Origin of the sequence: Coleofasciculus sp. A1-SPW-01 (assembly GCF_040217205.1) — a bacterium.
Classification (GTDB): domain Bacteria; phylum Cyanobacteriota; class Cyanobacteriia; order Cyanobacteriales; family Coleofasciculaceae; genus Coleofasciculus; species Coleofasciculus chthonoplastes_A.
On sequence record NZ_JAVJNP010000231.1, the window covers coordinates 12,468 to 34,050 of the forward strand.

The 21,583-nt window shown below is 46.3% G+C and carries 16 protein-coding genes; 7 read left to right on the forward strand and 9 right to left on the reverse strand.

What is annotated here, in order from left to right; all coding sequences use genetic code 11:
* Positions 1-202: 202 nt before the first annotated feature.
* On the reverse strand, positions 203-745 hold the full coding sequence (locus RH949_RS32280) for a DUF6636 domain-containing protein (RefSeq protein WP_006104440.1): 543 nt from the start codon (positions 743-745) through the stop codon (positions 203-205).
* Positions 746-882: 137 nt separating this feature from the next.
* Here RH949_RS32280 and metH point away from each other — a divergent pair, with 137 nt between their 5' ends.
* Entirely contained in the window at positions 883-4,467 is a 3,585-nt protein-coding gene (gene metH / locus RH949_RS32285) for a methionine synthase (protein WP_446358966.1), read from the forward strand.
* A gap of 154 nt (positions 4,468-4,621) precedes the next feature.
* Entirely contained in the window at positions 4,622-5,533 is a 912-nt protein-coding gene (locus tag RH949_RS32290) for a class I SAM-dependent methyltransferase (protein WP_446358968.1), read from the forward strand.
* Between the two features lie 198 nt (positions 5,534-5,731).
* Here RH949_RS32290 and RH949_RS32295 read toward each other — a convergent pair whose 3' ends face one another.
* A complete protein-coding gene (locus RH949_RS32295; protein WP_446358970.1) occupies positions 5,732-5,977 on the reverse strand; it encodes a UPF0175 family protein in 246 nt (81 codons plus the stop codon).
* 55 nt (positions 5,978-6,032) lie between these two features.
* On the opposite strand from RH949_RS32295, the gene RH949_RS32300 reads away from it, so the two are divergent.
* The gene (locus RH949_RS32300) at positions 6,033-7,055 is read left to right on the forward strand and encodes a caspase family protein (RefSeq protein ID WP_446358972.1); all 1,023 of its coding nucleotides are present in this window, start codon (positions 6,033-6,035) and stop codon (positions 7,053-7,055) included.
* 226 nt (positions 7,056-7,281) lie between these two features.
* Positions 7,282-10,152, forward strand: a complete 2,871-nt coding sequence (locus RH949_RS32305) for a tetratricopeptide repeat protein (protein ID WP_446358974.1) — start codon at positions 7,282-7,284, stop codon at positions 10,150-10,152.
* Positions 10,153-10,778: 626 nt separating this feature from the next.
* Here RH949_RS32305 and RH949_RS32310 read toward each other — a convergent pair.
* The 7 genes from RH949_RS32310 to tig all read right to left on the reverse strand — a co-directional run bounded on the left by RH949_RS32310 (position 10,779) and on the right by tig (position 16,830).
* The gene (locus tag RH949_RS32310) at positions 10,779-10,946 is read right to left on the reverse strand and encodes a hypothetical protein (protein WP_446358976.1); all 168 of its coding nucleotides are present in this window, start codon (positions 10,944-10,946) and stop codon (positions 10,779-10,781) included.
* 315 nt (positions 10,947-11,261) lie between these two features.
* On the reverse strand, positions 11,262-11,597 hold the full coding sequence (locus RH949_RS32315) for an element excision factor XisI family protein (protein ID WP_446358978.1): 336 nt from the start codon (positions 11,595-11,597) through the stop codon (positions 11,262-11,264).
* Entirely contained in the window at positions 11,585-11,998 is a 414-nt protein-coding gene (locus RH949_RS32320; RefSeq protein ID WP_446358980.1) for an element excision factor XisH family protein, read from the reverse strand. The genes RH949_RS32315 and RH949_RS32320 overlap by 13 nt, the downstream gene beginning before the upstream one ends.
* 193 nt (positions 11,999-12,191) lie before the next feature.
* Complete coding sequence (locus RH949_RS32325; protein WP_446358982.1) at positions 12,192-13,028, reverse strand: alpha/beta fold hydrolase; 837 nt, start codon at positions 13,026-13,028, stop codon at positions 12,192-12,194.
* A gap of 36 nt (positions 13,029-13,064) precedes the next feature.
* Positions 13,065-14,405 (reverse strand): ATP-dependent protease ATP-binding subunit ClpX, encoded by a 1,341-nt coding sequence (clpX, locus tag RH949_RS32330; RefSeq protein WP_006104480.1) that lies wholly within the window; start codon positions 14,403-14,405, stop codon positions 13,065-13,067.
* Between the two features lie 10 nt (positions 14,406-14,415).
* Entirely contained in the window at positions 14,416-15,147 is a 732-nt protein-coding gene (gene clpP / locus RH949_RS32335; protein ID WP_044209974.1) for an ATP-dependent Clp endopeptidase proteolytic subunit ClpP, read from the reverse strand.
* Between the two features lie 219 nt (positions 15,148-15,366).
* The gene (gene tig, locus RH949_RS32340; protein ID WP_446358984.1) at positions 15,367-16,830 is read right to left on the reverse strand and encodes a trigger factor; all 1,464 of its coding nucleotides are present in this window, start codon (positions 16,828-16,830) and stop codon (positions 15,367-15,369) included.
* A gap of 1,098 nt (positions 16,831-17,928) precedes the next feature.
* Here tig and RH949_RS32345 point away from each other — a divergent pair.
* The 3 genes from RH949_RS32345 to dapA all read left to right on the forward strand — a co-directional run bounded on the left by RH949_RS32345 (position 17,929) and on the right by dapA (position 21,529).
* Complete coding sequence (locus RH949_RS32345; RefSeq protein ID WP_446358987.1) at positions 17,929-18,972, forward strand: aspartate-semialdehyde dehydrogenase; 1,044 nt, start codon at positions 17,929-17,931, stop codon at positions 18,970-18,972.
* Between the two features lie 186 nt (positions 18,973-19,158).
* On the forward strand, positions 19,159-20,544 hold the full coding sequence (locus RH949_RS32350; protein ID WP_044209975.1) for an RNA-guided endonuclease InsQ/TnpB family protein: 1,386 nt from the start codon (positions 19,159-19,161) through the stop codon (positions 20,542-20,544).
* 100 nt (positions 20,545-20,644) lie between these two features.
* Positions 20,645-21,529 (forward strand): 4-hydroxy-tetrahydrodipicolinate synthase, encoded by an 885-nt coding sequence (dapA, locus tag RH949_RS32355; RefSeq protein ID WP_446358989.1) that lies wholly within the window; start codon positions 20,645-20,647, stop codon positions 21,527-21,529.
* Positions 21,530-21,583 lie beyond the last annotated feature (54 nt).

The following is a 21,583-nucleotide window of genomic DNA, read 5'->3' on the forward strand; positions in this document are numbered from 1 at the left end:
CACCCTACAAGAGCGACTTATCTTTTGTCCTTTTGTCTTCCTCTGATTTAGCCGTCATCAAACCAAAAATGTAGCTGAAAAAGGGTAAAATGATTGCCGCATTTGTAAAATTCAATACCGACGTATTTCTGATTTTTTTGAAATACTTTAACTCAACAGATTGAACTTTAATGGCAAACTTTTGAACTCTTTACGTGTTTACTCACCTATTGGTATTGGCGATCGCTTTCCATTTTTGCGTACTTAAGAAAAAGCCTTGCTGACGCTGATTAAAACAGGTTAGACCGATCGGTTCTACGGTGCAGTGAAACCCACCATACGCCCAAGTTTGACCGTAGGGTAAGGTCGAGATCTCCTCCGGCGGTAACTGAATCGTGTCTCCAGCACAAAGGATTTCTACCTCATCCGCAGCATTTAACACTAAGCCGTTTCCCCAATCGAGGGGACAATCGTCAGGTTGCGGGGGTAGAGGCTGGATAGGCTTACCTGTAGTCAGTTCACACCGTAAGTGTTCATCCATTGCCAAACACTGAATCTTACCACTGGGGGTGGCAAATTGGGGGGTGGAGAGTATTGCATCAGTTTGGGTCGCATCGGAGATCGTTGCATTTCCCGTGGACTCAGGGATTCGAGTGGCTTCCGGTTCGGAGGTTGAAGCACTACACGCGCCCAGGATCAGGGTAAGATTCAGAACGATCGCGATCGCTCCAGAGGCATGGGTTAATGGTCTAGAATAAACAAACATTGCATAGATGAAAGAAAACGGTGGGATAACTGTCGAAATTCTAACCTGCCAATCACCCCTCACCCCCTCACCCCAGGTTGTGCATAGTCATACATTGCACCTACACTAATATCTATATCCAGATTGCCAAGACAGTTATGAACAGTGCCTTCCTAACTCGCCTTCATAGTCCCCAACGCCCGGTTATTGTCTTTGATGGTGCCATGGGTACCAACCTGCAAACCCAAAACCTTACCGCCGCCGACTTTGGTGGGGCGAAATATGAAGGATGTAATGAGTATCTGGTTCACACCAAACCGGAAGCCGTGGCGACAGTACATCGCCGTTTCCTGGAAGCCGGGGCGGATGTGATAGAGACGGATACCTTTGGTGGGGCGTCGATTGTTCTGGCAGAATATGATTTAGCGGATCAAGCCTATTCCCTGAATAAAGCCGCAGCCGAACTCGCTAAAAAGGTTGCAGCCGAATTCTCCACACCCGAAAAACCCCGATTTGTAGCCGGTTCCATCGGACCGACAACGAAACTCCCCACATTGGGGCATATTGATTTTGACACAATGCAAGCCACCTTTGCTGAACAAGCCGAAGGACTCTACGATGGCGGTGTCGATTTAATGATTATCGAAACCTGTCAGGATGTGCTGCAAATTAAAGCCGCACTGAATGGGGTGGAAGAGGTGTTTCGGAAGAAAGGGGAACGCCGCCCGATTATGGTATCGGTAACGGTGGAAGTTCAGGGAACCATGCTGGTGGGAACCGAAATTGGTGCAGCCCTGGCAATTTTGGAACGCTATCCCATTGATATTCTCGGTCTTAACTGCGCCACGGGACCCGATCGCATGAAGGATCATATCAAATATCTGTCCCAGCATTCACCCTTTGTGGTGTCGTGTATCCCCAATGCAGGATTACCGGAAAATGTCGGGGGACAAGCCCATTATAAATTAACGCCGATGGAACTACGGATGGCGTTAATGCATTTTATTGAAGACTTAGGCGTTCAGGTAATTGGCGGCTGTTGCGGTACTCGCCCGGAACATATTCAACAATTAGCCGAAATTGCCCAAACCCTGACGCCAAAAGAACGTCACCCAGAATACGAACCCGCCGCCGCGTCGATTTATTCCACCCAACCCTACGAACAAGATAACTCGTTCCTCATTGTCGGTGAACGCTTAAATGCCAGTGGCTCGAAAAAATGCCGCACCTTATTAAATAATGAAGACTGGGATGGATTAGTCGCCTTAGCTAGGGCGCAGGTACGCGAAGGTGCCCATGTTCTGGATGTGAATGTGGACTATGTGGGACGGGATGGCGAACATGATATGCATGAATTGGTTTCCCGTTTAGTCACCAATGTTACCTTACCCCTAGTGCTGGACTCCACGGAATGGCAAAAGATGGAGGCGGGGTTAAAAGTTGCGGGGGGGAAATGTATCCTCAATTCCACCAACTATGAAGATGGGGAGGAACGGTTCCTGAAAGTCTTAGACTTAGCCAAAATGTATGGCGCGGGTGTAATTGTGGGGACAATTGACGAAGAGGGAATGGCGCGAACCGCTGACCGAAAATTCGCGATCGCACAACGGGCGTATCACCAAGCGATAGATTATGGAATTCCCGCCCATGAAATCTTTTTTGACCCCCTAGCGTTACCGATTTCCACCGGAATTGAAGAAGACAGAAGCAACGGGAAAGCGACAATTGAATCCATCCGCCGGATGCGGGAAGAATTACCCGGATGTCATATTATTCTCGGTGTTTCTAATATCTCCTTTGGACTCAATCCCGCCGCCAGGGTAGTATTAAACTCCATGTTCCTCCATGAAGCCATGGCGGTGGGGTTAGATGCAGCGATTGTTAGCGCCAGTAAGATTTTACCTGTAGCCAAAATTGAACCCGAACATCAAGAGATTTGCCGGAAACTGATTTATGATCAACGGGAGTTTGATGGCGATATCTGCACCTATGATCCGTTAGGGGAGATTACTCAGCTATTTGAAGGCAAAACCACGAAGCGCGATCGCACGGTGGATGAAAATCTGCCAATTGAGGAACGCCTCAAGCGCCACATCATCGATGGGGAACGGATTGGCTTGGATAATAGTCTGGCGAAAGCATTAGAAACCTATCAACCGTTAGAGATTATCAACACCTTCCTTTTAGATGGGATGAAAGTCGTCGGCGAACTCTTCGGTTCCGGACAAATGCAACTTCCCTTTGTCTTGCAATCCGCCGAAACCATGAAAGCAGCGGTGGCGTATTTAGAACCGTATATGGAAAAAGAAGACGGGGAAAATAATGCCAAGGGAATCATGGTGATTGCTACAGTGAAAGGCGATGTTCACGATATTGGTAAAAACCTGGTGGATATCATTCTCACTAATAATGGCTATAAGGTGGTGAATCTGGGAATTAAGCAACCCGTAGACAATATTATCGAGGCGTACAAAGAACATAATGCCGATTGTATTGCCATGAGTGGACTCTTGGTGAAATCCACGGCATTTATGAAAGATAACCTGGAGACGTTTAACGAAAAGGGAATCACGGTTCCTGTCATTTTAGGCGGTGCAGCGTTGACACCGAAGTTCGTCTATCAGGATTGTCAGAATACCTATCAAGGGAAAGTCGTGTATGGCAAAGATGCGTTTTCCGACTTACACTTCATGGATAAACTCATGCCCGCTAAAGCTGCCGAAGAGTGGGATGATTTAAAAGGCTTCTTAGATGAAGTTACAACGGATGAAATTCCAGACGGAACCGATGAACCATCAGAAAACGGCAAATCCGATAAACAGAAGAAAACCAAGAAGTCATCGGCGAAACAATCGGTTCCAGAGGTAGAAAATACCCGCCGTTCTGAACATATTACCTTAGAGATTAATCGCCCAACTCCGCCATTCTGGGGAACTCGGATATTGCAACCCGAAGATATTCCCATCGATGAGGCATTGTGGTATCTAGATTTGCAGGCGCTAATTGCTGGACAATGGCAGTTCCGCAAACCGAAAGACCAATCCCGTGAGGAGTATAATCAGTTTCTGGAAGAGACGGTGTATCCGATTCTTGACGACTGGAAACAGCGGGTTGTAGCGGAGAACTTGTTGCATCCGCAAATCATTTATGGGTATTTTCCTTGTCAATCGGAAGGAAACTCGCTGCATCTGTTTGATCCGGATCTGATGAATCAAGAGGGTGAGAAGAATCCAGAGAAATGGGAACCGATTGCCACATTTAAATTCCCGCGCCAAAAATCGGGACGACGGTTCTGTATTGCCGATTTCTTTGCACCGAAAGACTCCGGAATAATCGATGTTTTCCCGATGCAGGCGGTAACGGTAGGGGAAGTGGCGACTGAATACGCCAAACAATTATTTGAATCGGATCAGTATACCGATTATCTCTACTATCACGGGTTAGCCGTCCAAATGGCAGAAGCCTTAGCCGAATGGACACACGCCCGAATTCGCCGGGAGTTAGGCTTTGGTGGGGAGGAACCGGACACGATTCGGGATGTCTTAGCGCAACGGTATCAAGGTTCGCGCTATAGCTTCGGCTATCCCGCTTGTCCAAATATCCAGGATCAGTACAAGCAACTGGAGTTGTTGAAGTGCGATCGCATCAACCTGTACATGGATGAAAGTGAACAACTGTATCCCGAACAATCCACCACCGCGATCGTTACCTATCATCCCGTAGCCAAATATTTCAGCGCTTAATCTCTCAGACGAAACAGCAAATGTAGTAGGTGGGCAATGCCCCCTACCTACTGCTGTATTGATTAAGATTGTTTGATGTTTGGTAAAAAAATACTATAATTTTAGGCTAATTAAGGTTTTTAAAATATTCAACATTTATTAGGAGGATGAACACATGATAACGCCACATCAGTTAAAAAGCTTGTACGATCAAGGACATAATATAAGTGCATTTCTGCGCGACGAAATGGGTTTAGACCATAACACACGAGAGATTATTGAAATTTCCTATGATTTGCAAGCGGGAAGTTACATAACCGCTATGGAAAATGAGGAGATGGCAAAACACAAGGAAGAGTATTCCAGAGAAATAGCCCATAGAATACTTTCTTTGTGCCAACCCAGATCCATATTAGAGGCTGGTGTTGGGGAAGCAACTACATTGTCTGGTGTGTTGAAAAATTTAGGAAATGACGTCTATAGTTATGGATTTGATTTAAGCTGGTCAAGAGTCGCATATGCCCAGAAATGGCTTGATAGTCAAGGCATCACTAACACTTTGCTTTGTTCAGGAGATCTGTTCAATATTCCGTTTCTCGATAATTCCATTGATATTGTATATACCTCGCATTCTATAGAACCAAATAAAGACAATGAAAAACCTATTTTGCAAGAGTTATATAGGGTTGCCAGGAAGTTCTTAATCCTTTTAGAACCTGGTTACGAATTTGCCAATGATGAAGCAAGGCAAAGAATGGATTTTCATGGCTATTGCAAGAATTTGAAGGGAATTTCAAATTCACTTAACTATGATGTGCTAGAGCATAAACTATTTCCTTTTACTTCTAATCCACTTAACCCAACGGCAATAACTATTATTCGTAAAGACAGTGATTGTGATACAGAATTATCCTCAGGGGTTTTTGCCTGTCCAAAATTCAAGGTTCCTTTAAAAAAAATTTGCGGTATGTTGTTTAGTCGAGAAGCATTGGTTGTTTACCCAATTGTTGGGAGGATTCCTTGCTTAAGAGTTGAAAATGGTATTTTTGCAAGTAAGTACGAAGAAGTTATGAAAGTGATGGGCTAACAAGACGTATACCCAGTACTGCTCGGTTAAGGAAGGTTAAGATAACTAGATGATGGTGAAACTCTTGACCTATCATGGTTCACTATTCCCCAAAAAGGCTTATCCGAACAGTACTGGGCGTATACCTAAGTTGACGCAGCAAATCAAGCTGACCAATAGTAGAAAGATAAAAAATAGGCGAGGTATTACTGACAACAATCATTGCCAGTCGTTTGCCTCCAATGTTCTCAAATCTTGCCTAAAGTCCTCAACACCATAATGAATTGGAATTTGGCGGCGACCTAAAATTCGCTGAAATTCGAGTTGATTCATCCCCATAAATTGACTCGCTGTACCCAAGGTAATCTTTTCCTGTAGAAAAAGCAGTATAGCAATTTCTAACTTGAGATCGGCTTCAGATATACGTGCCACTTGCAGAAAATCATTGGGGAGCACTAAACTCATTAGTTCACTCTCCTCGCCTCTATATCAGTATGGGTGTATACTTAACATCAATGGTATGCTCAATAAGCCTTTGACCACTACATTCTCTCATGGTTACGCTTTACTCATTGGTGTGGGTGAATCCGCTTACCCGAAATGGTCACTTCCGGTGACGGTAAAGGATATGCACGCCATTCAGTCGATTCTCACTGACCCAAATCTTTGTGGTTATCTGAATGATGAACAGCATATCCGTTTATTGTATGATGCTGGGGCAACCCGTCAGGCGATAGTTGATGGATTAACCAGGCTGAAAGAACAAGCGGCGGCGGATACTGAGGCGACAATTATTATCTATTATTCTGGTCACGGCTGGCTAGATCAGTCTACGGGTAAATACTATTTGATTCAACATGATATTGAAGCCGTGGATATCCCCGACTCGGCGGTGTCGGCTCAAGCCTTTACGGAGGCAATACGCCAGATTTGTGCCAAACGATTGCTGGTAATTATTGATAGTTGTCATGCTCAAGGGATGGCAACAGCAAAGGATAAAATTGTACCGATTAAACTGCCCACAGATTTTGCACAGACGGCGTTACCGAAACAGTTTATTGAGGAACTGAAACAGGGTGAAGGGCGGGTAGTTTTTACATCCTCAAGAGGCACACAATCGTCTTGGATTCGTGGGGATGGGGCGATGAGTGTCTACACCTATCATTTAATCGAAGCGCTGCAAGGGGCGGGAAATCAACCGGGAGATACAGTGGTGCGGGTGTCGAATTTAATGAATTATCTGGGGAAGGCTGTACCTGAAACGGTGCAGCACGAATATCAGCAAGCACAAATCCCCTTCTTTGATTTAGCCACGGAAGATTTTGCCGTGTCATTATTGCGGGGAGGGAAGGGTTTACCGGAGAAGGGATGGGAAGCAGTAGAAGCAGATGTGGCTGAGACAATGGGGAGAATTATCGCAGGTAGAGATGTTGCTATAGCCTCAGGAACTCAAACCGTTGATAGTTCAGGTTCAGGTAATGTAAATTTCGGGAATATTGCCCGTGCTGGAGAGATTAGGATAGAGAATAGTCGAGAGGACTAAAGTCCTCACTACAAACCCATTCGTTCGTTCGTTCGTAGTCGGCGCTTTAGCGCCTCTGACGGGAGGACTAAAGTCCTCACTACAAACCCATTCTTTCGTTCGTTCGTAGTCGGCGCTTTAGCGCCTCTGATGGAAGGACTAAAGTCCTCACTACAAACCCATTCGTTCGTTTGTAGTCGGCGCTTTAGCGCCTCTGATGGAAGGACTAAAGTCCTCACTACAAACCATGACTAAGATTGAGCAATTACAGGCAATTCTTAACCGAGTCGCTACCCATTCCTACACTGAAGCCGATATTATCGCGCTGCGGGATGCGGTGATTGTTCGCGGTGACCAGATTGTGGCGCAAGAAGGGGATCACAATATTAATATCGGTCACATTGGTCAAGCTGGGGATATTCAAATTAATCCTACCTATTACGGTGCTGATGCCGAGACGATTAAGGCAATCTTACAAGAGATAGTATCAGAGCGTCAGCCTCAACCCACAGGCATTCCCCAGAATCTTCCCCTCAGTGGGGTGGTTCAGTTTGTGGGACGAGAAACCGCCCTGGCTACGCTACATCAACAGTTACAGGATAATCAGCAAGTTGCCATTTCTGCTGTGGCGGGGATGGGAGGTGTGGGGAAAACCGAGTTGGCGCTGCAATATGCTCGGCGCTATTCCCATAATCGTACAGACGTGACCGTATCAAACCTAACCCCCCAGCCCCCTTCCCTGCAAGGGAAGGGGGAGAATTCAAAGCCTCTCTCCTTGCAGGAGAGAGGTTGGGAGAGAGGTTTTCCAGATTCCGTTTACCTGGGTGGGGTGTGCTGGTTGGATGGGCGGGGTGTGGATTTGGGGATTCAGATTGTCCAATTTGCCAGGGCGTATTTACCCTTATCCATTCCAGAGGGGTTAGAGTTACCGCTTCAGGTGGCGTACTGCTGGCGAAATTGGCTACCGCCGGGACAGGTGCTGATTATTATTGATGATGTCACCGATTATCAGCAAGTGCGGCAGTATTTGCCCTCCGATGCTTCTCGGTTTAAGATGCTCATCACGACACGGTTAGACTTGGGGGCGTCGATTCGCCAGTTACCCCTGGATGTGCTGAAACCGAGAGCAGCATTGGCGTTGTTAAAATCGCTGATTGGACGAGAACGGCTGAAACCCGAACCCTGGGAAGGGCGAAAACTCTGTCGCTGGTTGGGATATCTGCCCTTGGGTTTGGAATTGGTGGGGCGATATTTGCGGCGAAAACCGGATTTATCGTTACAGGAAATGTTATCTCGGTTGCAGGCGAAACGGTTGGAACAGTTAGCGCTGAAAAAGCCGAAGTCAGAAGCTGATATGACGGCGCAATTGGGGGTAAGAGATGCGTTTGAGTTGAGTTGGCAAGATTTGGATGAGTCGGCGCAGGAGTTGGGGATAGGGTTAAGTTTATTTGCGGCTGCACCAATTCCCTGGCGATTGGTGGAGGCGTGTTTGGCGGAGATGGATGAGGAGGAGTTGGAGGAAATTCGGGATTATGGGTTGGTGAATCTGCATTTAGTGCAGCGTCAAGGGAAGGAGTTGTATCAATTACATCCCCTGATTCGGGAATTTTTGATCAGTAAGCGGGAAGCGTCAGGGATAGCGGATAAGTTGAAGCGGGAATTTTGTCAGGTGATGGTAGGGGAAGCCAGGAAAATCCCGCAGACGCCGACATTGGCAGAGATTAAAGCCGTAAATCCGGTGATTCCTCATCTTGCAGAAGCGGTGACGACTCAACAAGATTGGTTGACGGATAATGATTTAATTGTGCCTTTTGTTGGATTAGGTCGTTTTTACGAAGGTCAAGGACTCTATAATCAAGCTGAACCTTGGCGTAAGGATTGTGTATCAGTCATTCGCCAGCGTTTGGGAGATAATCATCCCAATGTCGCTACTAGCCTGAATAATTTAGCAACACTCTACAATTATCAAGGACGCTACGAAGAAGCTGAACCTCTTTATCTAGAAGCCTTAGCACTGAAAAAACGCCTGCTGGGAGACAATCATCCATCTGTTGCTACTAGCTTGGATAATTTAGCAGAACTCTACCGTTTTCAAGGACGCTATGAGGAAGCTGAACCTGCTTGTCTAGATGCTTTAGCGCTGTTCAAACGCTTACTGGGAGAAAATCATCCCCATGTTGCTACCAACCTGAATAATTTAGGATTACTCTACGATGCTCAAGGACGCTACCAGGAAGCTGAACCTGTTTATCTAGAAGCCTTAGAATTGACAAAACGCCGGCTAGGAGAAAATCATCCCCATGTTGCTAATAGCCTGAATAATTTAGCAGGACTCTACCATTCTCAAGGACGGTACCAGGAAGCCGAACTTCTTTATCTAGACGCTTTAGCGCTGTTCAAACGCTTACTGGGAGAAAATCATCCCTCTGTCGCTGCTAGCCTAAATAATTTAGGATTACTCTACCATTCTCAAGGACGCTACCAGGAAGCTGAACCTATTTATCTAGAAGCCTTAGAATTGACAAAACGCCTGCTGGGAGAAAATCATCCCCATGTTGCTAATAGCCTGAATAGTTTAGCAGGACTCTACTATTCTCAAGGACGCTACCAGGAAGCTGAACTTGTTTATCTAGAAGCCTTAGAATTGACAAAACGCCTGCTGGGAAAAAATCATCCCTCTGTCGCTGCTAGCCTAAATAATTTAGCAGGACTCTACCATTCTCAAGGACGCTACCAGGAAGCTGAACCTATTTATCTAGAAGCCTTAGAATTGACAAAACGCCTGCTGGGAGAAAATCATCCTTATGTTGCTAATAGCCTGAATAATTTAGCCTATCTATACTATTCTCAAGGACGCTACCAGGAAGCTAAACCTGTTTATCTAGAAGCCTTAGAATTGACAAAACGCCTGCTGGGAGAAAATCATCCCGATGTTGCTATTAGCCTGAATAATTTAGCCTATCTATACTATTTTCAAGGACGCTACCAGGAAGCAGAACCGCTTTATTTAGAAGCCTTAGCCATTGCCGATCGCACGTTAGGCTCTAATCATCCCAATACTATTCTTTACCGTAATAATTTGCAACTCCTGCATTATAGATTACGCCATTCTCCCTGATGGCGTTGATAGGAGTGACTGGCAAAACTTACGCAGTACATCATATATGGTGGCAATATATGGTGGCAATGGTGCGTTACGCTACGCTAACGCACCCTACAGTTACAGATAGAAGCTTTGCGTAAATTCTAGGATAAGCGTTTCAAGATTTATCACTCAAGCACTCCCTACCTAACCTCCTCTGACAGGCTAATCAATTCTCTCACTCCTCGCTGAAGTCCAAATTCTGTCAACTAACCCTCTCGTTCCAGGGTTTTTGCTCAGGTTGGCTGAGTCTGACAGGGATTAACCAGGCTTTGACACTCATCAACGAAACTTTGAGCCTGATTAACCAAGCTTGGATACTCGTCCACGAGTATTTATGTGTGGTGAGCGAGTCTTTAATACTCGTCAGCGAGTCTTTGATTCTCGTCAATGAGTCTTTGATACTTGTTAGCGAGTATTTGAGTGTCGTTAACAAGTAATTATGTGTGGTCAATGAGTTTCTATGTGTCGTCAGCGAGTGATTATGTGTGGTGAGCGAGTATTTGAGTGTGGTCAATAAGTTTCTATGTGTCGTCAGCGAGTGATTATGTGTGGTGGGCGAGTTATGGGATGACTTAATCTGTATGAAGGTGCATCAATTGTTAACTAAATCTGAGCATTTTCATCTCGATATCCTGAGTGTTGTGGATTTCATCATGAATCTCGGTGTTACTGTCTTCGGGAATCAGTTGATCGGGAGAGGTTCCAGAGGTATTCTGGTCAAGAGTAGAGTGAAAAGACATGACGCGATCGCTCATCGTTAAAGCCACCTCTGGAATCACCCTGACAATTTTCGTAGGGTGCGTTAGCGACAGCGTAACGCACCTTTAACCTCATCATTATCATTGGTGTGTCTGGGTAAGCCTTGACTTCGTTAAACGTACCCGACGAGTTCTGATGGTTGGTTCGGTGCGTTACTTCGTTAACGCACCCTACAGGTTCTACTGACTAAAGTCCGCGTCGGCGGACTTTGTTTGGTGTGGTTCCGCGATTTTAATCGCCGTGATCAAAGGGGGTTACTTTTTTACTCTTGGTCAATAGACAAGATGAAATGCAATCGAGTGAGAATTCATCCCTTCGGTGAGTCATGCGATCGCGTAACCTGTATAAGGACGGACTTCTGGTGGCTGAAACCCTAGCACAATATCGGATTTGGGAACACCTGCGGCGACAAGTTCTTCGGTAATCCCGTCTTCAATACCATCCCGTTGAATCCAGATTTTACCCTCAATAATCTGAACATGGGTAATACAGCCATGGACACGGCGTTTCTGTTGCCAGCCTACATCCAACAACAAAAAATGGTTGCGAGCGCGATCGATAATTAAATATTCCTCTATTTCCCCGTAAGAATAAGGAATATCCGCGTGTTTTTTGAGGACTTTTTCAATCGTTTCCCGATAGAATTCTATGCGCTCCATTGAACAACCTCCTTAAGTTCGGGATCAAAAACCAACAGTTGAAGCCGATTCAGTTCGATGATTAATTGTGGTAGTTCCTCAGAAAAGAAATCCAGAAATACACTCTGAGTAATCGCTAGATACAACAAACGATCGGGTTCGATCTTGGACAAAACTTGTGAATACATAATGTATTGTCCCAAGGCTTGTTCTAAATCGTTTACAGGAGAAGGGTTCAAAAAGCTTTTAATTTCTACAGCAATTCGTTGTCCTTCTTTCTCGGCGGCAAACAGTTTCTGGGCACCGAGATCTACATAAGCCATGCGACCACCAATCTTTAACCGTAGAGGATCGTCTGTAATCGTCCATCCATCTTTGATCAGGGCAGTTTTAACAGTTTCGTGGTAGATATCCTTCGCCATGCCAAAAGTAGCTCATTCTTAGGATAATTCTGGCGATTTTCGAGATGCTCCCCATCGTTGCCTGATCACTCTTTAGGATGAGCGAGGCTAACGAAGAAGTATCGGGATCGTCACAACGGTATTAAACCGGACAATCTTGTCAGTAATTCCGATTATGGGGCGATGATTGGTTGCCAGCGGTGTTAGCATAATTTTAACCCTTTAAAAATTGCCGCACCCCTTGAAGATAAACATCCGGGGCTTCCAACATCGGGAAATGAGCCGTATCGGGAATTTCCCAATACTCCACCTTCTCACTCAACGCCGCTGCCCGTTGTCCCAACACAGATGGAATAATCTGATCATATTCCCCCGCCACTAATAACGTTGGTACAGTTAACTGGGCAAATTCCGATGGCATTACCTCCGCCGCATACTTACTCACCGACGTTAACATCGTCCCCAATGCAGCATCATAATCCGCTATGATAAAATCTTCTAAAAATGCCCGACTTATGGTATCCGGTAGGGGACGATGCAAAAATCGCGCCATAAATAACGCCCCAGCAAAGGGAATGTTCAGAAACCAGCGGGGGCGATACCTTACCACATAACCGCCAAACTTATGAAACGCGGCAAAGGATTTTTCCTCATATTCAAAAATACCGCTACAAGTTAAAATAGCCCGTTCCACTTGATCCGGATAGCGGTTGAGGAACATCGTCGCCACCGATGCACCCAGGGAATGAGCATTAATATAGACGCGATTGAGGGCGAGCATCTCTAACAGTATCGCCAAATCTTCGGCATAGTCCTCCATTTCATAGAGTAACCCAACCGATTCTGAAGGCAGACGCGATCGCCCAAATCCGCGCAAATCGTAAAGCAAACAATTAAACTGATCCGACAGCGCTTCAGCCGTACTTTGCCAATACCGAGCCGAACCGCCCCAACCATGAATAAACACCATGACAGGCTTATCATCCAAGGGCTGGGACGTAGCCATCCACTCGTAGTAATGATCGACGCCGCGAACGTTAACTAGAGGCATTCTTGATTCGTTTCGATACCACCACTGATAACAATATTATGCCGATTCTGGTTTGGGTAGGGATGACGGATGCAGCAACAGTTCCGCTGTCGAGCGTTTCTCCACCATTTCCCGCGTAATCGTACAGCGAGTCACATCCTTACGCGAGGGTAACTCGTACATCACCTCTAGCATCAACTCTTCCACAATACCCCGCAGCGCTCGCGCTCCCGTTTTCCGCCGATAAGCTTCCTGGGCAATAGCTCGCAGCGAGTCTTCGGTAAACCCAAGCTGCACATTGTCCATCTTCAACAATTTCTGATATTGCTTCACCAAAGCATTGCGCGGCTGGGTCAAAATCGCGATCAGAGCTTCTTCATCCAAGGGATCAACCACCGCCGCGATGGGGATACGACCGATAAATTCCGGAATCATCCCGAACTTCACCAAGTCATCAGGTTCTAAATGTCGCAGTAAATCCGCCGCCCGTTTTTCTTTAGATTGACCTTCTCCCGGCTGAATAAAGCCGATTGAGCGCTTACCAAAACGCTGTTCAATCACCTTCTCTAAACCGACAAAAGCCCCACCACAAATGAATAATATATTACCTGTATCAATCTGAATGCAGTCTTGATAGGGATGCTTTCGTCCGCCCTGAGGTGGCACATTGGCAACGGTTCCCTCAAGCATCTTCAGTAACGCTTGCTGAACCCCTTCCCCAGAAACATCCCGCGTAATCGAAGGGTTTTCGCTCTTACGGGCAATTTTATCAATTTCATCGATATAAATAATTCCCCGTTGTGCTTCTTCAACATCCAAATCTGCTACCTGCAACAACCGCAGTAAGATGTTCTCAACATCTTCACCCACATAACCCGCTTCCGTCAGCGTTGTCGCATCAGCAACGGCAAAGGGGACATCGAGTACAGCCGCTAAGGTTTGCGCCAGTAAGGTTTTACCACAACCCGTAGGTCCGAGGAGCAAAATATTAGACTTTTGCAGTTCCACCGGATCATCTGATCCAGCTTTGCCCTTTGCCTTGGCTTCAAGAAAACTTAGGCGCTTATAGTGGTTATAAACAGCCACGGAGAGAACTTTTTTCGCATCGTCCTGACCGATGACATGTTCGTCAAGATAGTTTTTCAGTTCCCGAGGTTTAGGAATCTGATTCAGTGACAAACCGGAAGCCCGAGTGCGACGTTTTTGTGGGGGTTCTGAGCGGGGAACTTGCTGGGGAGCCGGAGCGCTGGAATCAAGCAACTCCTCATCTAAAATTTCGTTACATAAATCTACACATTCGTCGCAAATGTAGACTCCCGGTCCCGCAATTAACTTGCGAACCTGCTCTTGAGACTTGCCACAAAATGAACATTTTAGATGGGAGTCGTATTTAGACATAAGGAGCCTCTTACTTAATAGAAGTGACGGTGGCTTCGCTCTTGAGATTCTCTCGCGAGATAACTTGGTCTACTAAACCATACTCTTTGGCTTCCGCTGCTGACAGAAAAAAGTCGCGCTCAGTATCCGTGGCGATTCTTTCATAAGGTTGACCCGTATGATACGCCATTAGCTCATTGAGCTGATTTTTATGATATAAAATTTCCTTCGCTTGGATTTCAATGTCAACGGCTTGTCCTTGGGCGCCACCTAGGGGTTGACTGATCATGATCCGGGCATTGGGCAGGGACATACGTTTTCCAGGGGTTCCCCCGGTTAGTAGAATCACGCCCATATCCGTCGCCGCACCAAAACATATTGTGACAATATCGGGACGAATCTGTTGCATTGTATCGTAGATCGCCATTCCCGCAATCACTCCCCCGAGTCCAAGAATGGGACCACCGGGGGAGTGAATGTAAAGCTGGATATCTTTGGTGGGATCTTCGGCTTCTAAATACAAAAGCTGGGCAATGATCGAGTCAGCCACTACATCATTGATTCTTGTTCCCAGAAACACAATCCGTTCCCGCAGTAGCCGCGAGTAGATATCAAACGCCCGTTCCCCGACGCCAGACTGTTCAACCACCATCGGGACGATGTTGCTTGAATTTGAATGACTATTTGTACTAGTACTAACAGAGTAAATTTCCGGGGAACTCCAGCTTGTAAATGAGTAGTCAGGGAACTGGGATTGCAGCATAGAACAAGGATTAAAGTATTTGTGTCAACAAGTGAATGGTTTTCCCGGCAGGTTTGAACACAGATGTTCTCCGGAAGCCTTGGGCGGGAGTTACCCACGTTAACTTCTAGTTACCATTATGCCTTAGCAACATCAATAAGTGCTGAAGATGGCGATTAAATCTTTTGCCCAAGACTGATCGCTCCTGCTTGTTCTGGGTTAACTCCCCAACCCCTAAGTTTATTCGCTCGCTGCGGTTTGTTCAGAAGCATCAGGGGGGGATGATGATGCTTCGCTTTCCTGATCAGCCGTGGCTTCAGGTTGAGCGGCGGTTTCTTCACTTGCCTCAGAGCCAGTTTCCGGTGTATCCGTTGTTTCTTCGGTCTCTAGTGAGCCTTCCGGAACCAGTTCAATGGTAGCGTGTTCTTCCAACCATTGAATCGCTTTTTCCTTGAGCAAATCCGACTTGACGAACTCCCGCAAACGTTGCGGATCGACATCTTGCCCCGCCAATTGTTTCATCACTTCCTGACATTTGGCATCCATCTGTTCATCATCCACAGTCAGGGATTCCCGTTTCGCCAGTTCCTCAAGGGCAAGGGATTGGCGCAGCCGCGCGATCGCATCAGGGCGGGAACGCTGACGCAGTTGGGGCATCATTTCCGCTGTGAATACTTTCTGCAGATCCATCCCATAGTTTTCCATCTGGATCGCCGTCTGGGTTAATATCGTCTGAATTTCCTGCCCAATCAGGGTTTCGGGTAGGTCAATCTCAACTTGTGCCACCAGCGCTTCGATTAAAGCGTTTTCCTTATTTGTTTTGGTTTCTTGCTCAGCTTTTTCGGCAAATTGTTTGGCTAAGGATTCGCGTAATTCGCTGATGGTTTCCTCTTCACTAATATCTTGGGCGAAGTCGTCGTCGAGTTCCGGTAACTCCTTTTCCTTGAGTTCTTTGAGGGTAAGGGTAAAGACGGCACTCTGGTTGGCTAAATCCTCTCGCGGATAATCCTCCGGAAATGTCACCGACACCTCTTTGGTTTCCCCCGGTGTCATGCCCACAATTCCCTGAACAATGTCAGCCAGAAACCGTCCTTCTTCGAGTTCTAGCTGAAAGTCAGTCGCCTCACCGCCAGAAATATCAACGGCTTCCTCTCCCTCAGGTGTCAAACGACCTTTATAATCCACAACCGTCACATCACCCATTTGAGCAGGGCGCGATTCGACTGGAATCAGCGTGGCGTGCTGAACCTGGCGTTCTGCTAAAAAATTATCCACCGCGTCAGGATCGGGTTTTACTTCTTCAGCTTGAACACTGAGATTCCCGTAGTCTCCCAAATTTATGTCTGGCGGCACATCCACCGATGCCGAGAAGGTTAACGGTTGTCCCGGCTGGAACTGACTCAGTAGTTCTTCAAATGTGGAAACTAGCTGGTAGTTGCCCAGTGCCTCAATGGTTTCTTGGCTTAGGGCGTCCCGTAAACTATTTTGTACCAAATCTTCCAGCGCCGCTTCTTTGATCCGTCCAGGACCAAGACGCTGGAGCAAAATTTGACGCGGCACCTTTCCCTTGCGAAACCCAGGAATGTTGGCAGAGCGGGCAAGATTTTGCACGACCTTCTCGTAGACCTTCTTGGTAGTTTCGGCAGGAATTTCAATTTCCAGACCGAGTTGGCTCTTGGGGAGTTTTTCCTGAGTAACTTTCATCTGTCTTCCCCCGTGGAGGTCTCCACCATAGCTGTACTCAGCTTGGTGGTGGGAGGAAACGGGGGGCAGATCTCGACTCCGCTCGATACAAGTGGTCTAGGCAATATATCCATAACTGATTGGTTTTTCAACTGAAATACAGTGCAGGTTTTTTGATGGGAAACCTACAAAACCAACTCGGATTACTCCGGTAATGTTAGCTTAGACAATGTTAGTGGTCGGTACTTTCTCAAAAGCACTGCCTCCCAGATGACTGTTTAACTTTTGAGTTTTAGAGCTACAGACTAGCTACGCATCCGTAGGTAAGAACTTAAACACTTGCCACTAACGTAGGCATTCCTGCCTGAGTCGGGTCAACTCGGGCTATCTTACCAGCCCCCGTTATAATCGGTACTCCGATTTAACAGTGGGTTGTTGACTGACGCTTGTTTTGGAGACAACTGAATTTTAGCTCTTTCGGGGGGACGCATCACGCTCACTCAACAGTAGAGCGTGAGATGAATGACGAATGATTCAACAGCTTTGTGATCATCGAGTTCTTTTAGAGGGTAATGCAAACACCTCATGATATGCTAGTCTGACAACGAGTTATTTTGAGTTCTAGTCATTGTTTCAGGGTATAAAAGAGACATAGATTGAGTCGGTCGGGCGGGGTTTCCGTATCTGATGATAGTACATTCAGAGCGTCTACAGCAGCGAATCTACCCCTAAACCAGCTAGGCTAGGCAAAAGGTTTCCATTGTCGAAGCCAGGAGAACTTGGACTGCCTGTTCCAGCAGACGTAGCCAGCTACGTCTAGAAGCCAGGATATGAATTGAGCTGCCTACTCATCAACTCCGAACGAGAACTGTTATCGTTAATTTGTCCCGTTAAGGGCAAGCCAACGGTAAGATCTCAGTCAATTGGCGCAAACCTAGGTCTGTCGTGTTATCACAAGACAAAAATCGCCTTTGTTCAAATCTTATGGGTTTTGTCAGAATATAGATTACATATTTCCCTTAAATAATGTTTTAAGCTTAAGAAAATTTAATTGTTTTTTTGGCTGCGTTAAGTCACTGTCCACGGAATCGATGTGTTAAAAAATTGGAGGTAGATCATTTGTCTAGTCAAGTTCGCGTTGCTATACTGGGCGCAACGGGTGCAGTCGGCGCCGAGTTACTGGAATTATTAGAAAGCCGAAACTTTCCCCTTACCCAGTTAAAGCTTTTAGCCTCACCCCGTTCGGCGGGACGGACTCTCCAGTTTCGAGGCGAATCCCTACCGGTGGAAGCCGTAGGGGAGGATTCGTTTAAAGAGGTGGATTTGGTTTTAGCCTCGGCTGGGGGGTCAACATCCAAAGCTTGGGCATCTAAAGCCGTTGAGCAGGGAGCTGTGGTGGTTGACAATTCCAGCGCTTTTCGCATGAATCCTGACGTCCCCCTGGTTATTCCTGAGGTCAATCCGGAAGCGGCGGCGAAGCATAAAGGGATTATCGCCAATCCCAACTGCACGACGATATTAATGGCAGTAGCCGTTTGGCCCCTGCATCAGGTGCAACCTATCCAACGGATTGTCGTCGCTACCTATCAATCAGCTAGCGGTGCAGGTAGACGGGCGATGGAAGAACTTAAAGCCCAAGCTCAAGCCATTTTGCAGGAGCAAACGCCACCAACGGAAAGCTTTCCCTACCCCTTGGCATTTAACCTGTTTCCACACAATTCTCCCTTAAATGATCAGGGATATTGTGAGGAAGAGATGAAAATGGTCAATGAAACCCGTAAGATTTTCAACGATCCCCAGATTCGCATCAGCGCCACTTGTGTTCGAGTTCCTGTGCTACGAGCTCACTCGGAAGCGATTAATCTAGAGTTTGCTCAACCCATGTCTGTCGCCACAGCCAAGGAGTTACTGGCTAATGCGCCGGGAGTGCGACTGGTTGAAGATTGGCAGGCGAATTATTTCCCCATGCCGATAGATGCTACGGGTAAGGACGATGTACTGGTGGGGCGAATTCGACAAGACTTGTCTCATCCCAGTGGATTAGAGATTTGGTTGAGTGGTGACCAAATTCGCAAAGGGGCAGCGTTGAATGCTGTACAAATTGCCGAGTTGTTGGTGGAACGAAATTGGTTAAAGCCAGCAACAGCAATGATGGCTTATTAATTTGTCATTGGTCTTATTTCCTTTGTTCTATCCTGTGGCAAAGCTGTTGTGTGTCTATTGTCGTTAGTTCAGAGTTAATTTTAGCTTGATCGGCGAGAAGCCTCACACCATAATCTTTGATTTGGTGTGAGATGAATCGCCTGTGTAGAGTGTGAGTTATAATTGAACTTAAGGAGGTGATAAAAATTGAAGCGAAGCAAAGACACATTTAAACTGAACTACCAGTATAGAATTGTGCTGGATAAGCAACAAAGTTATCAGCTAAATGAATGGCTGTACAAGTTGTGCCGGATACACAATCTGATGTTGGAAGAACGGTTTAACTGGTGGGAGCGTAATCGCTCACCTGTCAATGCTTGTCCAATTTTTGTAACTTATTTACCAGACCTCAAAGACCCGCCAACCTATTACTCACAGAAACGGGCAACCCATTGGTCAAGGGAATCGAATAAACACCTGTACGAAGGGGTTTATTCCCAGGTAATCCAGGAAGCAATTAAGCGGGTAGAAGATACGTTTAATCGGTTTATTAAAGGCGATTTAAATAGGAAGCGAAGCGGAAAACCTCGCTTTAAATCAGTGCGGCGATACCGGACAGTTTCTATCCCTCAACTAAAAGCTGATTGCCTGAGTGTTACGGTTAACCCGCATCGGACCAAAAACGGCGGTACACGACGGGATATTGCCTATATCAACCTACCCAAGGTGGGTCAGGTAAAACTAATCTACCATCGCCCAATCCCAGAAGGATTCACTATCAAAGCGGCGCTAGTTTCCCACAAAGCAGATGGTTGGTATATTTGCTTAACCCTAGAGGATAAATCCATCCCCAAGTTTAAGCCATCAGAGATAGAAGCAACAGAAGATAACTCCATTGGATTGGACGTTGGTTTGGAGAAATTATGGACGGCATCGGATGGGGAAATTGAGCCTATTCAACAACATTACCGTCAGTCCGAGGCGAAGTTGGCAAGGTTGGCTAACCGCAAAGATGGGAAGCCGCATAAGTCGGCATCACGACGAAAGCTGGCGAAAAAAATATCGAAGCATCACCAAAAGTTACAGCGGAAGCGAAAGCAATTTCATTATGAATCGGCGACTCGACTGGTGAGCCGGGATGAGAAGGTGTTCTTTGTCGAAGACATCAAGCCAGGGAACTTGTCCCGAAAAAACAAGCCAAAACAGGACAAAGATGGGAAATATTTACCAAACGGACAAAGCGCTAAGTCAGGTTTAAACAAATCAATCAATGACGCTGGCTGGGGTCAATTCCTTTCAATTCTCAATTACAAAGCTGCGAAAGCTGGTAAATTGGTGGTGAAAGTAAAGCCTCATAACACAAGCCAGGTATGCTCTTGTTGTAATCGCGTTGAACAAAAAGATTTATCAGTACGAATTCACCACTGTTTATGTGGGTTTGTGCTGGACAGAGATTGGAACGCTGCGATTAACATCAAGAAAGTGGGGCTGGGCATATTCCCCACTATAAAACGCCGGAAGCGTCGTTTTAGCCCTGAGCGAAGTCGAAGGGCTAAAACGGAACCCCAAAGGAAGCCTACACCGTACCCCTAGGGTCGGTGTAGGAGAATGTCACCTCTATCCCTAATGACTAATGACTAATGACCAATGACCAATGACCAATGACTAACGACCAAATAGGAGTGAAATAAGGGTGGTCAATTTTGGACGTGTATTAACGGCAATGATTACGCCGTTTAAAGAAGACGGCAGTGTAAATTATCAGGTTGCTGAGAAATTAGCGGCTCATTTAGTGGAACAGGGTACCGATACCGTCGTCGTCTGTGGTACAACGGGTGAATCACCGACACTGACATGGGATGAAGAGTCTCAGTTATTTCAGGTCGTGCAGAAAGCGGTGGCGGGAAAAGCCAAGGTAATTGCTGGCACAGGGTCAAATTCTACCCAAGAAGCGATCTCAGCCACCCAAAAAGTCGCTAAACTAGGGGTAGATGGTTCATTACAAGTTGTTCCCTATTACAATAAACCCCCCCAAGAGGGACTCTATAATCATTTCCAGGCAATTGCTAAATCCAGCCCTGACTTGCCTGTGATGCTCTACAATGTACCAACGCGCACGGGTCAAAACCTCCAACCGGAAACCGTTGCCCGTTTAGCGGAAATTCCCAATATTGTAGCGATTAAAGAGGCGAGTGGTAGCTTCGATCAAGGCAGTCAAGTACGGCGTCTAACGCCACCGGATTTTGTCATTTACTCAGGAGAAGATTCCTTTACCCTAGCCTTATTAGCATTGGGGGCAACCGGAGTCGTCAGTGTTTCCTCCCATCTCGTTGGTCTAGAACTCCGGCAGATGATCCAGGCTTTCCAAGCGGGTCAAATTGACCTAGCCAGAGACATTCACTTAAAGCTTTTTCCTTTATTTAAAGTCTTGTTTTGTACTGCCAATCCTATTCCACTCAAAGCCGCATTAAAACTTCAAGGATGGGACGTCGGTTCACCCCGTCCACCCTTGAGTGAGCTGCCGATGGAATTGGAACAACAAGTCAAGACGGTTCTCCAAGACCTTTCTTTACTTTAAATTGTCATCAATGTTGTTGATGTAGATGTATAGGAGAGTTAAATTTCCAGTCAA